General features: G+C 41.9%; 9 protein-coding genes. 4 read left to right on the top strand and 5 right to left on the bottom strand.

The window, feature by feature from the left end; all coding sequences use genetic code 11:
• Nucleotides 1–334 precede the first annotated feature (334 nt).
• Genes AB5443_RS03845 through AB5443_RS03865 form a run of 5 tightly spaced genes read right to left on the bottom strand, consistent with a single transcriptional unit; the run spans nucleotide 335 to nucleotide 7972 of the window.
• Nucleotides 335–1597, bottom strand: a complete 1263-nt coding sequence (locus AB5443_RS03845; RefSeq protein ID WP_277134919.1) for a dsDNA nuclease domain-containing protein — start codon at nucleotides 1595–1597, stop codon at nucleotides 335–337.
• A 13-nt stretch (nucleotides 1598–1610) separates the two neighbouring features.
• Nucleotides 1611–5000 carry a type I restriction endonuclease subunit R gene (locus AB5443_RS03850; RefSeq protein ID WP_368114312.1) on the bottom strand — a complete coding sequence of 1130 codons (3390 nt, stop codon included), beginning with the start codon at nucleotides 4998–5000 and terminating at the stop codon, nucleotides 1611–1613.
• A gap of 11 nt (nucleotides 5001–5011) precedes the next feature.
• Nucleotides 5012–6145 carry a restriction endonuclease subunit S gene (locus AB5443_RS03855; RefSeq protein WP_277134922.1) on the bottom strand — a complete coding sequence of 378 codons (1134 nt, stop codon included), beginning with the start codon at nucleotides 6143–6145 and terminating at the stop codon, nucleotides 5012–5014.
• Nucleotides 6132–7757 carry an N-6 DNA methylase gene (locus AB5443_RS03860; protein WP_277134923.1) on the bottom strand — a complete coding sequence of 542 codons (1626 nt, stop codon included), beginning with the start codon at nucleotides 7755–7757 and terminating at the stop codon, nucleotides 6132–6134. Before AB5443_RS03860 ends, AB5443_RS03855 begins: the two co-directional genes overlap by 14 nt.
• A 2-nt stretch (nucleotides 7758–7759) precedes the next feature.
• Nucleotides 7760–7972 carry a helix-turn-helix transcriptional regulator gene (locus AB5443_RS03865; protein ID WP_277134924.1) on the bottom strand — a complete coding sequence of 71 codons (213 nt, stop codon included), beginning with the start codon at nucleotides 7970–7972 and terminating at the stop codon, nucleotides 7760–7762.
• Between the two features lie 160 nt (nucleotides 7973–8132).
• On the opposite strand from AB5443_RS03865, the gene AB5443_RS03870 reads away from it, so the two are divergent.
• The 4 genes from AB5443_RS03870 to AB5443_RS03885 all read left to right on the top strand — a co-directional run bounded on the left by AB5443_RS03870 (nucleotide 8133) and on the right by AB5443_RS03885 (nucleotide 14153).
• Nucleotides 8133–9131, top strand: coding sequence for a virulence RhuM family protein (locus tag AB5443_RS03870; protein ID WP_277134925.1), 999 nt, complete (start codon nucleotides 8133–8135; stop codon nucleotides 9129–9131).
• Between the two features lie 279 nt (nucleotides 9132–9410).
• On the top strand, nucleotides 9411–10361 hold the full coding sequence (locus AB5443_RS03875) for a ComEC/Rec2 family competence protein (protein ID WP_277134926.1): 951 nt from the start codon (nucleotides 9411–9413) through the stop codon (nucleotides 10359–10361).
• On the top strand, nucleotides 10336–12717 hold the full coding sequence (locus AB5443_RS03880) for an RNA-directed DNA polymerase (protein ID WP_277134927.1): 2382 nt from the start codon (nucleotides 10336–10338) through the stop codon (nucleotides 12715–12717). The genes AB5443_RS03875 and AB5443_RS03880 overlap by 26 nt, the downstream gene beginning before the upstream one ends.
• Entirely contained in the window at nucleotides 12714–14153 is a 1440-nt protein-coding gene (locus AB5443_RS03885; RefSeq protein WP_277134928.1) for a DNA polymerase, read from the top strand. The genes AB5443_RS03880 and AB5443_RS03885 overlap by 4 nt, the downstream gene beginning before the upstream one ends.
• Nucleotides 14154–14203 lie beyond the last annotated feature (50 nt).

Below are 14203 nucleotides of genomic sequence, written 5' to 3' on the forward strand. Positions count from 1 at the left end.
CCCAATCTTCTGGAACTCAATTTTCCAGAAGGAAAGGATAGATCGATTAATCGCAGTACACCTTCTGATACAGCAATAATCTTGCTTTGTGTTAGTATTATCATAGCATTTATGAAATATGGGCCAAACGAATCTAATTTACGAGATATTAGTCCTTGATTTTTAATGCGACTGGAAAGCTGCTTGAAATCCATGCAGCCATGCAACCCTGTACTTAGTTGACGGTCTATCAGGATTGTACTAACAAGATACAATAGAGCTATATCCATATCTCTTTCTCTGAGAATTCGGACTATGCATGCCATAATTATTCCTTCATTATTGTAGACTCTGTTCATGACTTCTTAAATTTATCTTCCCAATCACGATGCCAACCAATTAAAGGTAATTCGGGGATTATATTTGTTGGAGAATTTGAGTAGTAATATATACACCCTTCGCTTAAGAATTGCTCTAACGGAGTTTCAACTAAAGAAAATCGTTCTTTTCTCATTTCATCAACCGTATCACATCCGGCTTCACACAATTCTATCTCGGTACAATTTGGAGATAGTCTTCTATGTTTAGAGTTGTGACAACGTCTCCATGCTGAAGATACATTTTGGGTTAATTGTTTCACATCATCTGGAACGATTACATTATCATCCCAATGTTCATGAAGATTATTATTAAAGCATAACCAACACAATGTGCGTTCAGCAATTTCATCTACATTCTCCTCTCTTGTATCACCTATGACAAATAATTGTTTCATAAATAACAAGTCACGGGGATTGCCATTAAATTCATTAAGGTCGTAGTCCGTTCTGAAATGAATTTTCTGACGTCCAATATCAATTACACTCTGGTATTGCTCTTTAAAAATCGTCCCAGCATAAGATACAGGTTCACCATTCTCAATATTTTTCACTGAGTCGTCCCTTAATTTTGTCATAAGTTGATCATAAACCCATTCTATGCGGTTGTTTCTTAAAGCAAAGCGGGTGGCCATTAAATTCTTTATTTCTTTTTTCAATAAATCCGAGGTTTCAGAAACAGAGATTCGTGCACAAAATTGTGACAGGTACAACTTACCTAACAATTCCGTAATAATCTCTGAAATATCAACGCTTTTCTTCTTGGTGGTATCGGTCTTATCTTTATTGCCTCTTTCGGATTCTTGAATGGAAATAAGAGCTGATTTTAATTCGTCGATAGACTGATTTGCTCCAAATTTTTCAAGAGCTTTCACAAAAGCATTCTCAGAAATTGCTTTATTTGTCACCAACACAAACTTGTGGCTATTTAACATATCCGGTTGCTCGTCAATAAGCTTCATCCAAATAGATATAGTTTTCCATAAGTCTGTATCACGATTACTTAGGTTTATTGTTTCACCATTAGCATTTTTTTGGACGCTATGTTTTATTTGATACAGCGTTATGCTCTCTCCCGTCTGTTTATCAACATCATCAAGACGTTCAAAACTTACGGTAGTCGAGTCATCAATTATGCCTAATAGTTGCAGAACAAAGTAATTCCATTGATATTCAAAAGCAGCAAAAACATGTGCTGCAGAACGCTTACTTTGTTCTTTTGATGGTGCTATCATATTCATAAGGATATTTCTATTACGGTTCTGCAACCATAGATGAATAATAGTCAGAATTAACACGATATAAACGTGGAGCAGATTGATGCTCCTTATAGTTTTCTACTTGGTCTAGGACTTCGTTGAAAACTTCGTCGCTGTATGTGGGTGGATAGCCGTTCTTGGCGAGCAGGAAGAATAACTTGCCGTTGAGATCGGCTTTCACATTATCATTGTTCAGCCAATCGGTGAACGATGACTGTGTGTCAATAAGTTCCTTAATCTTCTTGGCGAGTATCTTGCATTTGTCGTTGACAATGAGAGTGCCAACTTTCTTATCCTCTCCATACTCAAAGTTGTGTTTGTCGCGCATCGCCATGAGAATGTCGTAGAAGGCTTTCCCCTGGAATGTAAGGCCGAGCTGTCGGAAACTTTCTTTGTCCTCGCCAAGGCGACCGAGAATTTCAATAGCCTGTTCGGTCGCACTCTTGACTATTTCGTTGACGGTCTCGCTCTGAGTGGCGGTAGCCTCTCCGGCGGTAAGAGCGTCGCGGCGTTTATGGTATTCTTCAAGTGTCTTTTTGAGCATTTCCTCGAATTTCTCAGCGGCAATTTTGTTGGTATCTTTATACTGTGAGATTGCGCGACGAAGCATTTTGATGAGTACTTCGAGGCGAGTGGCGGGTGCTGGTATATTGTTGATATGCTCAATGAACTCCGGGCTAAAGATATTCTCCTCTACATCCGTATCGAGAATGTTTACTACTGAGTTACATTTAAGAGCTTCAGCCACCATGCTTTCCACAGCGCGGTTCATGCTCTCGGTGTCGTGCTTCTCGCTGGAGGTCTTGCGGATATAAGATGCGACAGCCATAAAACATTGGCAGAGCGTATTCTGCTCATTTGTCAGCACATTTGAGGGTTGGCAAATGTCGTAGGCGGTGCGCAGTCGCTTGACGTGAGCGAGGAAGAATGTCTTGGCATCAACAAGGCGCGGTTTCTTACCCTCGTCGGCTACATTCAGTTTCTCCGTACTACTGAGAATGAAGTCGGCAGCATTAGACAGACACTCGAGGCGGTCGATAGGCTTTGCCTCCGGGTCAATGAACGGAGTGATGTCAAAACCGTGGAACAGGATTTTGAGTATTTCAAGTTCGATGAGCATAGCTTCCAGAGCTTGCTTCACATCGTCTTCACTCGGACCAAATGATGTACCGCCGTACTTGTGCATCGCTTCCATCATGTTGGAACGGATACCGATATAGTCTATAATGAAACCGAATTCTTTGCCTGGGTATTTGCGGTTGACACGGCTGATTGTCTGCACGAGCGTATGCTTCTGCAACGGCTTGTCGTTGTAGAGATAAGTCAGGCAATCAACATCAAAACCGGTAGTCCACATATCCACAACGATAGCGACGCGCAGATTGGAATGTTCCTGCTTGAAAGCGTCATCAAGTTTTTTGATGCGCTTTTTGTCTCCGAGATAATCGTACATATCTTTTGGGTCGTTCTTACCGCGAGTGGCTACCATGGCGATTGTCGGTATGGGCTTTAGCTTTTCAAGTTCCTCTGTAGTAAGAACAGAATCATCAGGTGACTTACGCTCCTCGAACCATTCGGGACGTATCTTGCGGAATTTCTGCAAGAGGTTGTAGCCAATGTATCGTTTCGAGCAGACAATCATAGCTTTTTGTATTACGTCGGGCTTGTTGGCGCATGCAGCTTCGTAGTGAGCTATGATGTCGGCGGCGAGGCGTTCCAGACGTTCTTCATCGGCAAGTATCACTTCCATTGCGCTCATAGCCTTTTTGGATGCAGCAATGTCGGCATCTGTCGCGCCCTCGTCGGCGCACTTCTTATAGTATTCGTCTATCTCTTTGACCTTGGTGCTATCGAGCGTAACCTGCACTATACGCGGAATGTATTTGAGCGGCTTGGTGATTTCATCATCTACCGCCTGTTGCATGGTATAGCGGTCTACAATATCACCAAACACCTGTATGATCTCATCAATAGGTGTGCCAGTAAAGCCTACAAAGGTCGCATGAGGGAATGCTGTGCGCAAATATTCTGCGTATGGCTTGGTGACAAATGCGCCAATCTTTGATTCGTCTTTCTCCGTAGTAGCGATGGCCTGTGTATCGGTTTCGGGTTCATCGACATCTGTGCGTGTACGGACTTTCAGGGTCGTGCCCGTTCCGAGCTGTGTGCGGTGGGCTTCGTCGGAGAAACAGATGATGTTTCGTCTGGTGTTTAGTTCGCCGATTTCTTCGCAGAATTTCTGAATAGTGCAAATGAAGAAACCGCCGGAGTCGCGTGCTGCGAGTTCCTGTTTTAGGATTGTGCGGTTCGGAATAACCTGTGCCGCTCCGAGGCTCAGATATTCGGTGGAGCGCAGAAATAGTTTGCCCGCCTGAGTCTGAAGGTCATCGCGGTCAACAATCATTACGATTGTAGGCGAGCCAAGTTCTGCGCAACGGAGCGAGAGCTGACAGGCGAGGAACATCATTGTGTAGGTTTTGCCGCATCCTGTGGCACCGAAATAAGTGCCGCCCTTGCGGTCGCCGCGGGCGTATACCTCCCGCACATGCTCACGGAGCATTCGGGTGGCGAAGAACTGCGGGTAGCGGCATACTATTTCCTGCTCCTTGTCGAAGTCCTTGTCAGGGAAATAACAGTAATCGCGGAATATTTCGATAAAGCGGCTCGGTTCATATACTCCTGCCACAATGGTGCGCACTTGGTCAAGTCCCTTAGTTGCCACCGGGTCTTCGTTGTTGACCTTTTTCCATGCGTAGTAATGTTCGTATGGGGTATAAGTCGTACCGATCTTGGTATTGTTTACCGTGGCATCACTGATGCACGATAGCGGGCAATAGCGCAGCAGATGCGGTATGTCGCGTAGGTAGCGTATATGGATTTGGTCGTAGGCATCAGCAATAGTTGCATTTTCATCGGCAGGATTCTTTAACTCGAAAATGCAAAGCGGCATACCATTAACAAACAGAATTACGTCGGGGATGCGGATGTTATCACCGAGACCATAGCCAACCTCAAACTGGTTGACAACGCGATAGGTGTTGTCGCTTCCGTCGTAGTCGATAAAGTCAATGTCGAATGTTTTGCCATCGTCGTGCCGTACATAGCGGAAGCCATCGCGGATAAGATAATAAGTGTTGCGCAGCGTTTCAAAATGAGTCTGACCCGAAACATGGCGCAGCTTATTAGAAATTTCCTCAATATCCTGTGCGGTCAAATCAGGATAACGCCGATTAAGATAGCTTGTAAGATCATCGAGCAACAGCACATCCCTGTTATGCCGATGTATCTTACCGCCATAAGTATATTCCCAACCTTGTTCCACAAGCAAATCTAACAAGGCCAATTCGTATTCGTCTTCGTAGAATTTTCCGTTACTCTGTTTCATGGCACTTCATTTTAGGCGTTGGCTCCTTTTAGCACAAGGGCTGGACAGATAGTTTTTAATTTCTCACGAGCTATTGCAGCGACACCCTTGGCTTCCTCCATACAGTGATAGAGGTTAACGATTGATTGTTGTGCTTCAATGGGCGGAAGGGGAATTTTAGCCCTACAGAGTTCCGACCAATCAAATGTTTCTCTTGCGCTACCCCATGAGTTGAAACGCGAATAGCGGTCAAACTCGCTGCGGCTTAATAGTAAGAACAGATATTCAGGCAATAGCTGTGAGTAATTTTTGCAATCAAAGTTTATATACGATGATGAAACTATAAACGTCTGAGCCATATTATTGATTGCCAAAGAAATTTTACCTCCATTACGAGACGTAACAGAAACATAACAGAAATTTCTTGGCTTTAATAATTTATAAGGCGAAAGAGATACGCCTTTCATGTCAGCTTTGGTATATATCAATTTTTTCTCTATGCTAATACCTCTAACATCATCAAGAGTATACTTCCCAAAAGTATTTCTTTCGTCAACTTGTTTAATATACTCCCCGAGGGAAACACGTGAATATTTCTTACCAGACTCTATGACGAGGGCTTCGCACATTTTGGAGAGGGAGGCCACGAGGACTTCATTCTGCTCAGCGAGAACCTTCAGCCCGTTGTAGGTTTCCACCAACTCACGTTGTACCTCAATCGACGGCAGAGGGATGTCGACACGGCAAAATTCCTCCCAGTCGAATGTCTCGCGAGCACTTCCCCACGAGTTAAACCGCGAGTAGCGGTCAAATTCGGGGCGAGAGAGTAGAAGGAATAAATAGCCCGGGAGAAGAATGGTCTCGTCCTTACAACAAAAGGTGATATAGGATGAAGATACTATGAACGTATTTGATGTTTCATTCATAGCCAAAGAGATTTTACCGCCATTACGAGAAGTAACAGTGACATAACAAAAGCTATTTGGCTTAAGCAGTTTATATGGCTTCAATGAAACATCTTTCATATCAGCCTTTGTAAATATCAGTTTCTTTTCAATGCTAATACCTCGAACATCCGATAGCTGATATTTTTCAAAGAAATTGCGTTCGTCTTGCTGAACAATGTAGTCACCGAGACGTACCCATTTCGTTTCACTTGCACTCATATCCAAGTTGTTTTAGGGCGTTACGAAGAGTAGTGTTGTTATCGGACTGACGGCGCAGTAGGTCGGAAATTGTTGTCGTGGCTTCGGAGAGGACTTTATGATAGTCGGCTTCAAGGTCTCGGTCGACAAACTTAATGTAACGGCTCGGAACGAGCGAAAAGTCATTCTCTTTCTCGGCTAGTTCTTTGTAGCTGACCGAACGGTACAACTCAGGTTCGGCGTAGGTTGCGCCGTCCGTGCCCTCACTTTGCCATTTGAAGTAAATCTCGGATGCTCGCTTGATTTGTTCGGCATCAAACATGACCTTCTTTTTCTGTTCCCCTTTCACTGGGTTCTGCGTCCACTGGCGCAAATCCATGAAAAGGATTTGACCTGTGCGGTCGCGTAGCTTGCGGCCATGCCACATTCTGGCTTTCTTATTTTGGTTGAGAATCCAAAGTGTTACGGATATGTCTGTATTATAGAAAAGTTCACGAGGCAAAACGATGATGGCTTCAACTTTATCACCGAAGCCTTGTTCGTCGAGTTTAAGAAGCTTCTTACGGATTGTATATGCGTCAGAGTCTCCGAGGGCACCATTGGCGAGCAGGAAACCGGCTACGCCTTTCTTGGGGGTAAGTTTTGAAAGAATATGAAGAATCCAAGCATAGTTGGCATTGCTTTCAGGAGGCGTGGCATAATTGGCCCAACGGGCATCATTGCTAAGCTTATCTTCGTACCATTTTTTCTTGTTGAAAGGTGGGTTGGCCATGATATAATCAAAGGTCAACCCCTTATGAAGGTCATCGGTGAATGTCGAGCCGTTCTTCTCGCCGAGATGATGTGAAATACCTCGAACTGCCAAATTCATTTTGGCGAGACGGTATGTGGCAGGGTCGCTCTCTTGGCCATAGACATTTACGTGGGTAATGTCGCCCTGTTTGGACTCAACATATTTTGCACATTGCACAAACATACCGCCGGAGCCGCAACAAGGGTCATAGAGAGTGCCGTCAAACGGCTCAATAAAAGCCGCTATAAATTCTACTACATCATGGGGCGTATAATATTCGCCCTCTTCCTTGTCCGCATTTATCGCAAAAGACTTTAGAAAGTACTCATACACTCGACCGAACAAGTCTTTTTCCTCTCCGAAAGCACGATGCGAAACCTTATTTACCTCATCTACGACTTTCTTGATGACATTGGCTTCAAGATTGATAGAGGTAAACAAACCGAGTTTCACACAACCTTTGAAGGCTTCGCCGCTGTCGTTAATAGCTTGCAGGGCATCATCGAGAGCACCATTGAGTTTTGGAGCGGGTATATTGATAAGCATAGACCAACGGGCAGCTTCCGGCACAAAGGCGATGCCCTTGTAACGCGAAGGACTAGCGAGAAATGTTTCAATCATAACTTCATCAGTAATACCGTTGTCGATGCACTCCTGACGCATCTTTGCCTGTGCATCTTCAAACTTTTCACCAATAAAGCGGAGGAAAACAAGAGTAAGCAGCAAATCGCGCTTATCCATCAAAGAGGCATTGCCGCGCAGATAGTCGCGGCAGTTAAATAATATAGATTCAAGATTGAGAGAGTTCCCCTCTTTTTTCTTTGTCGTTTTCTTTGCCATATTCAATCGTTATTACCGCCATTGATGAGTTGGCGAGGGTCCACATTCAAAAGTCCTGCAATCTTCCCAAGCATATCAAGGGAGGGTTGCATCTTGTTGGAACACCATCGGGAAACAGTTGCTTCATTTTTCCCTACTTGTTCGGCTAACCATTTACCTGTTTTGCCATTCTCAACTAACACGACCTTTAGCCTGTTTATCTTTTGCGATTCCATACGTTTTAATTTGCTTGCGAATTACAATACTTTGATTTGTAACGCAAATATAGTGATAATACTCGGAAATACCGCATTGTGCCTCAAAAAAGTAGCCTGAACGCCCACAAAATCAAGTATATTAGCTATATTTGCAATCACAGAGAGAAGAAATAGGCCAATGAACGAAGAATACAAAATAATACTCTATCAGGACGATGATGAGATAACTCGTGTGTCTGTGCGTTTTACCGATGAAGATTTGTGGTTGACACAAAATCAGTTGGCGGAGATATATTGTACGACAAAGCAGAATATCAGTCAGCACATAGACAACATCCTAAATGATGGAGAATTAGACCCAAATCGAACTGTAAAGGATTTCTTGACAGTTCGGCAAGAAGGTAAACGCCAAGTGCAGCGCAGTGTTTTGCACTATAATCTTGATATGGTTATCGCCTTGGGCTATCGTGTGCAGTCGCAGGTGGCTACCCGTTTCCGTCGCTGGGCTACTCAGCGGCTTCATGAGTATATCCAAAAGGGATTTGCGATGGATGATGAGCGGTTGAAGCAAGGAGGTAATCGGTATTTCCGTAAGTTGCTGCAGCGTATCAGAGATATTTGTAGTAGCGAGCGTAACTTCTGTCAACAGGTGACGGACATCTATGCCACAGCCACAGATTATGCCCCACGGGACGAGATGACAAAGATGTTCTTTACAACCGTACAGAACAAGCTGCACTACGCCGTCCATGAGAACACGGCAGCGGAGGTTATCTACAATCGTGTGGATAATGAGAAGCCGTTTGTAGGTATGACGAACTTCAAAGGCAACTATGTAACCAAAGACGATGTGAAGATTGCCAAGAACTATCTCTCAGAGATTGAACTGCAACGTCTTAACCTGCTTGTTTCCGGTTTCTTGGACTTTGCCGAGTTCCAAGCATTGGAAATGAATCCTATGACGATGAAAGATTGGATAGAGGCATTGGACAATCAGATTATCGCTCATAAACGGAAGGTCTTGATTGGCAAGGGCAACATTTCGCACAAGCAAGCGATTGAGAAGGCAGAAAAGGAGTTTGAAATCTACCGCAAACGAGAAATGGATCTACTTGAAAGCGATTTTGATAGAGAAATCAAAAGATTGAAAGATAATAACGACTATGGCTCAAAATAATATTATTATCTTTGAACCAGAAGTCATTCTTTGGCAGAGACGGTTCACGGAATACAATCGTTAAAAAGTGGAAGTATAGAAAGACATGACTCTAAACTAATGTTAGGCAGGAATACAATAACCGTCGATTGCGGAAATTAAGTTTCAATAGAATTGCAATGAACATTAAGAGCATATATAATTAAGTATTGCATCTTTTGTTCAAACTGTATTCCACACTTGCTCTGCCTGTTTTAGATGGTATATGAAAATGAAACAGAAATTACAAAGTTAAAAACAATGATGATATCATTTTTACGAGCAAAACATGGTGACTGTATCAACATCCGTCATAATGATAAGAATGTAATTATAGATTCAGGCACGCCAGATTCCGATGCATATTCTTGTTTGATTGATGAAGTAAGAGCACAAGGTCAGCGAGTTGATCTTCTTGTTATAACCCATTATGATTATGACCACATCGGAGGAGTGTTTGCTATGGATTCAGATAATTGGGAAATAGTTGACAACGTGTGGTTCAATTCCGCACAAATGGTAATGCCGACTGTTAATAAAGAAAATTATCTATCTATTCGTCAAGCCAATTCAGTACAGAGCGCTTTGGAAGATTTTCATGTAAAATGGGACAGAGAATTAACACGAGGCAAAGTATTTGAACTAGGGAATAACTGGTTGCTGAAAATCCTATATGGTGGTTGTGACAAAATATTGGATGGGGTGGGAGAATTTCTGTCGTCTCCCAAATGCGACTGGAATGCTACGTTTGAAGAGCTAGAACACTATCTGAATGACAATGTATTAGATACTACAGAAGTCAACGCTTCTTCAATTGTATTGTTACTTACTGATAGCGAGCACAACTATCTATTTCCTGGCGATAGTACGCCCCAAGTCTTATTAGATGCATTATCCGACTATTCTGAGACCAATCCCCTGCGTCTTGATTTGCTAAAGCTCCCTCATCATGGCAGTTACAAGAACATCACACACGAGATTTTGAAAAAAATTATATGCTCGGATTACGTAGTACTCACGAACGGTAAGGTTCATTTTCATCCGAATAAAAAAATGATGCTTAAGGTATTGAACTGGGGACGTCGTACAGATGATAAAATCCGTTTTCATCTTAATTATCACCAAGAGCTAAGTGAAAAGCTAAAAATATCCGAAGCAGAACAGAAAAAGTATAAATTTGAGCTGGATGGACAAACTGAATTTAAAATATAATGCCTGCAAAATAGATGCGAGGGTAGCGGGCCAAGATAGTCATGGGTCAGGATTTTTATACGTCACATTTCCCGGTGGTAAATATAATTATGTTGTCACAGCTAAACACATCCTGTCAGAAGACTCTATTGTAAATCCACAACTATCAGATATCACTGATTTGTCAATTATGGTCGCAGCAGAGGAAGGCTTTGTTACTTTAGAGGTGTATTCTGAAAGTTTGGATGAAAATATATTTTTCCATCCTCGTTGGGATGTTGCCATAATTCGTGTACGAAAATCCTATCTGCCACGAGTTGTCAAGGTCTGGATGAAAAACTATAGCGAGATAAATAAGGAGTGTCTTCTTAAATGTCACGCTTGTCCTAATTTTGGGCGAGATCATTCTATACCTTTTGAGCTAAATTATCATCCTGACGATAAGCATTTGGTACATTGCAATAGCGAGATTAAAAATATCCATCATTATCATGGAATTTCAGGCGGTGGCGTATATCTTGCAGATGCTCCCTATATGGTGAGTCTTATTTCAAAGTATCCCTTTGTTGATTTTGAAATGAACCAGCTTATGCTCGCCCAAGTAGATTGGGACGAGATAAATGAAATGCTTTATGAAAGGCAGTGGCAGAAATTAGGAAGAGGAGCTTCTACTAAAACTCGAATAGCACAGGACAAAACCATCATTGACCTACGAGAGATGAGTGTTAATGGAACGAGATTGAATCTTGATACTGCACTAAAGAATTTGCGCCGCGATATGATTGACGATTGGTTTTTCGACCCATTGCAATATGTGGATTTATGCAATCAAGATTTTGTCCTCGACTATTTTTCGAGCCAAGATGTTCGTGAACATTACAAATTCCAGGAAATGGAAGTGTTATATATTCCTAAGGAATCTTTGGTGCAGCGTAAGGCCATGGTCGGTAATTTTGTTGATCGTTTGCTTTACATTGCTATTGTAGAAAAATTGGCACCGTTGATGGAGGAATATATCTCCTCTCGTGTTTATGCAGCTCGTCTTAATCGTTCTGAGGATAATTCACTTATAGCAAACGGTGTAAATCAGTGGATAAAGATGAATTATCTAATTGACGAATGGCTCGAAAAAGGAGAGGGATGCCTATTCAAGTGCGATGTGGTGAATTATTTTGATAACATATCGCATGCGACGCTTATAGGCTTCTTACGTGAAATTGCAACTGATGCGGATGCTCTCAACGCAATAAAATTGCTTGAGCAAATGTTTTCAGAAATTTCGGACTCCCAAACGAACTGTGGACTTCCACAAAACAGTGACGCATCCTCATTATTGGCGACCTTCTATCTCAGTCATGTTGATATCCAGATTCAGGCACAAGCTATAGAATACTGTCGCTTTATGGATGACATTTATTTTATGGCACCAGATTATTTTAGTGCCCGCAATGTGTTGCAATCGCTCGAAGGTGAGTTGCGTCGTCTTAATCTTTGCCTAAACTCCTCTAAGGTGGTTTGTATAACCCTCGAAAACAAAAAGGAGGTCGACGAATTTCGTGAAGGACTGAGTCTATATAATCACACTAATCAAAAGATAAAACAACTCATCAGGAGCGAAGATCTCGGACGACGCGAAAACGGCATCGCTTTATTAGTAAACACTCTTCACGAAATCATGGATTCGTTAAAAAGAAATTCTAAAGAGCATACAAAAGATATACAACGTAAAAAGAAATTCCTTCTCTACATACTTTGTAACTATCCAATTACGCTTGTGTCATATTGGGATTATTTCTACAGGAATATGCTTTTCTTCCTTGACACCTTAAAGGTTGCACCTGTTGATACACCTTTAATTTGTAGGTTGATTTCTTGTGTAAAGCATGATCGGGATTTAGACGATGCCAAACGCATGATTGCAAACATGCTTATGCGTAAGGAGTGCGACATCTATCCTTGGCAGGCATATCATTTTTGGCTGCTCATGGCTCATCTGAAATACAATGATGAACAGTTGGTGAGATATGCTGCTGTAGAATTAGAGCGAAACGACGCCACGCACCGCATAGAAAATGCAGCGATAATAATTTATTTGTGCTCGGTGCGTCCTGCCTACGTGCGAGTTATCATGAATATGCTTGGCAAGCAAAGATTCCATGGTTATATGCAGATAAGGGCGGCATTGATAGCATGTCGTTCCCTTAATCCGGAATCTGTGTCAGGTATGCTACCCGTGAACCTCAAGCCCCTTGCTTCGATGTCAGTGTTCCTGCATCGGAATAAAGAAAAAGAACTCACTCTGATGGGACAAGTTTCATCCTATCTTTTCAAATCCCCCAATAAGAACCTATACACCGATATGTACTCTGGCTTATGAGAAAAGAAAAAGAATATGTGGTAATCTATCTTGATTGTTGTCTTTATGGCTGTGACGTAGCAGACGATCAACGCATAGTAATCAATTTGACAAGAAATGGGCTCTTCTATCACGACAGAATCATTACGTGTCAGATAACGGAAGTTATCCATTTGCTTTGTAATAATTATGGTGGTATCAGTAGATTTGATTTGCTTGATTTTGAATGTCTAGACCTGCAAATTCGCCAATCCGTGGAGTATTGTGAAGAACAGAATGAGTGCTGGTCTCCACATGAAATGGTTTTGTATTATACTGGTCGGGAACTGCCGTTGCGACCCGAGGAACAACATGAAGAAGCACTTAGACTTATGATAGACTGTTATCAGGAAATGAAAAGGCGAGGAGAAGAAGAATGGCCACGTATTGAGAAAATAGAAATACCCGTAAATCGTGTGCTGTATGATTTAGTCGCTCGTGGCATAGAGTTTCGGAATAATCAACTTGAGGAGTTTTGTCAGGTGCAGCATAAAAAGCTCTATCGTGCCCTAAATCGAATTCAGCTTGATTTCGGTCAGGTGCAGCCGAATTTGGAGGCTTTGTATAATCAATTGAATCTTCCAATTCATTATCTGAAATATGGGAGATTAAAGGCTTTATGTAAGAAATACCCTAAGCTTCACCCATTTCGTGATGCGGAAAAAGCGGAGCGCAATCTTAGGATACTTACATATTTGAGTGCTATAAGGAAGAATCTGAATATAGTCACGCCTGTAGTAAAACCCGTGGGTAGTCGCACATCGCGTATTATTTTGCGTAATCCGTCATTACAAAATATGAGCAAAGAATTTCGTGGACTATTTAACTGCTCCCATCAGACCTTTGTCAATCATAGATATCTGTATGTGGACTACAGTCAGTTTGAAGCAGGTATACTTGCGGGTCTTACGAATAGGAAAGAATTGATATCCCTTTATGAAAAAAACAGGATTTATTCAGAAATTGAGAGAATCGCTAATTGCGATAGATCAGAGGCTAAGATTCTCTTTTACTGTTTTATCTATGGAGGGGTATGCGCTAAGAAACTTAAAGGATTCTTTAATCGTTATTGCTCTGAAGACGATTTAGAATCACTGGTAAACGCTCCTAAAGTTTCCTCCCTTTTGGGAAACAGCAGAATTCTTAATATGGATACTGATTGCCATAAAATACTTAATCACAGGATTCAAAGCATAGGGTCACTTATATTCAAGCAGGCTTTAATCGATGTCTATAATCGCTATCGTTGGAAAGTAGATCTCGTTCTTCCGCTTCATGATGGAGCTCTGTATAAAATCATAGATGATGAAATTACTGATGAGGATATTTGTCGTATCTATCGTGAGGCATTTCGGAAATATTTTCCCGGCTTATCTCCCTTGGTAAAACCTCAACAATTCTTTCCAGAAGGGGAATAATTACATCATCGCTTAATTCTTTTGGTTTTTCAATCAGAATCACTACCTTT

This window comes from Bacteroides sp. RTP21281st1_H5_RTP21281_210402 (genome assembly GCF_040918965.1).
Taxonomy (GTDB): Bacteria; Bacteroidota; Bacteroidia; order Bacteroidales; family Bacteroidaceae; genus Bacteroides; species Bacteroides congonensis.

What these genes read in the sequence shown, in the direction of transcription:
- AB5443_RS03845 (WP_277134919.1), bottom strand. Translation starts at nt 1,597, where the DNA reads ATGAATATGATAGCACCATCAAAAGAACAAAGTAAGCGTTCTGCAGCA.
- AB5443_RS03850 (WP_368114312.1), bottom strand. Translation starts at nt 5,000, where the DNA reads ATGAAACAGAGTAACGGAAAATTCTACGAAGACGAATACGAATTGGCC.
- AB5443_RS03855 (WP_277134922.1), bottom strand. Translation starts at nt 6,145, where the DNA reads ATGAGTGCAAGTGAAACGAAATGGGTACGTCTCGGTGACTACATTGTT.
- AB5443_RS03860 (WP_277134923.1), bottom strand. Translation starts at nt 7,757, where the DNA reads ATGGCAAAGAAAACGACAAAGAAAAAAGAGGGGAACTCTCTCAATCTT.
- AB5443_RS03865 (WP_277134924.1), bottom strand. Translation starts at nt 7,972, where the DNA reads ATGGAATCGCAAAAGATAAACAGGCTAAAGGTCGTGTTAGTTGAGAAT.
- AB5443_RS03870 (WP_277134925.1), top strand. Translation starts at nt 8,133, where the DNA reads ATGAACGAAGAATACAAAATAATACTCTATCAGGACGATGATGAGATA.
- AB5443_RS03875 (WP_277134926.1), top strand. Translation starts at nt 9,411, where the DNA reads ATGATGATATCATTTTTACGAGCAAAACATGGTGACTGTATCAACATC.
- AB5443_RS03880 (WP_277134927.1), top strand. Translation starts at nt 10,336, where the DNA reads ATGGACAAACTGAATTTAAAATATAATGCCTGCAAAATAGATGCGAGG.
- AB5443_RS03885 (WP_277134928.1), top strand. Translation starts at nt 12,714, where the DNA reads ATGAGAAAAGAAAAAGAATATGTGGTAATCTATCTTGATTGTTGTCTT.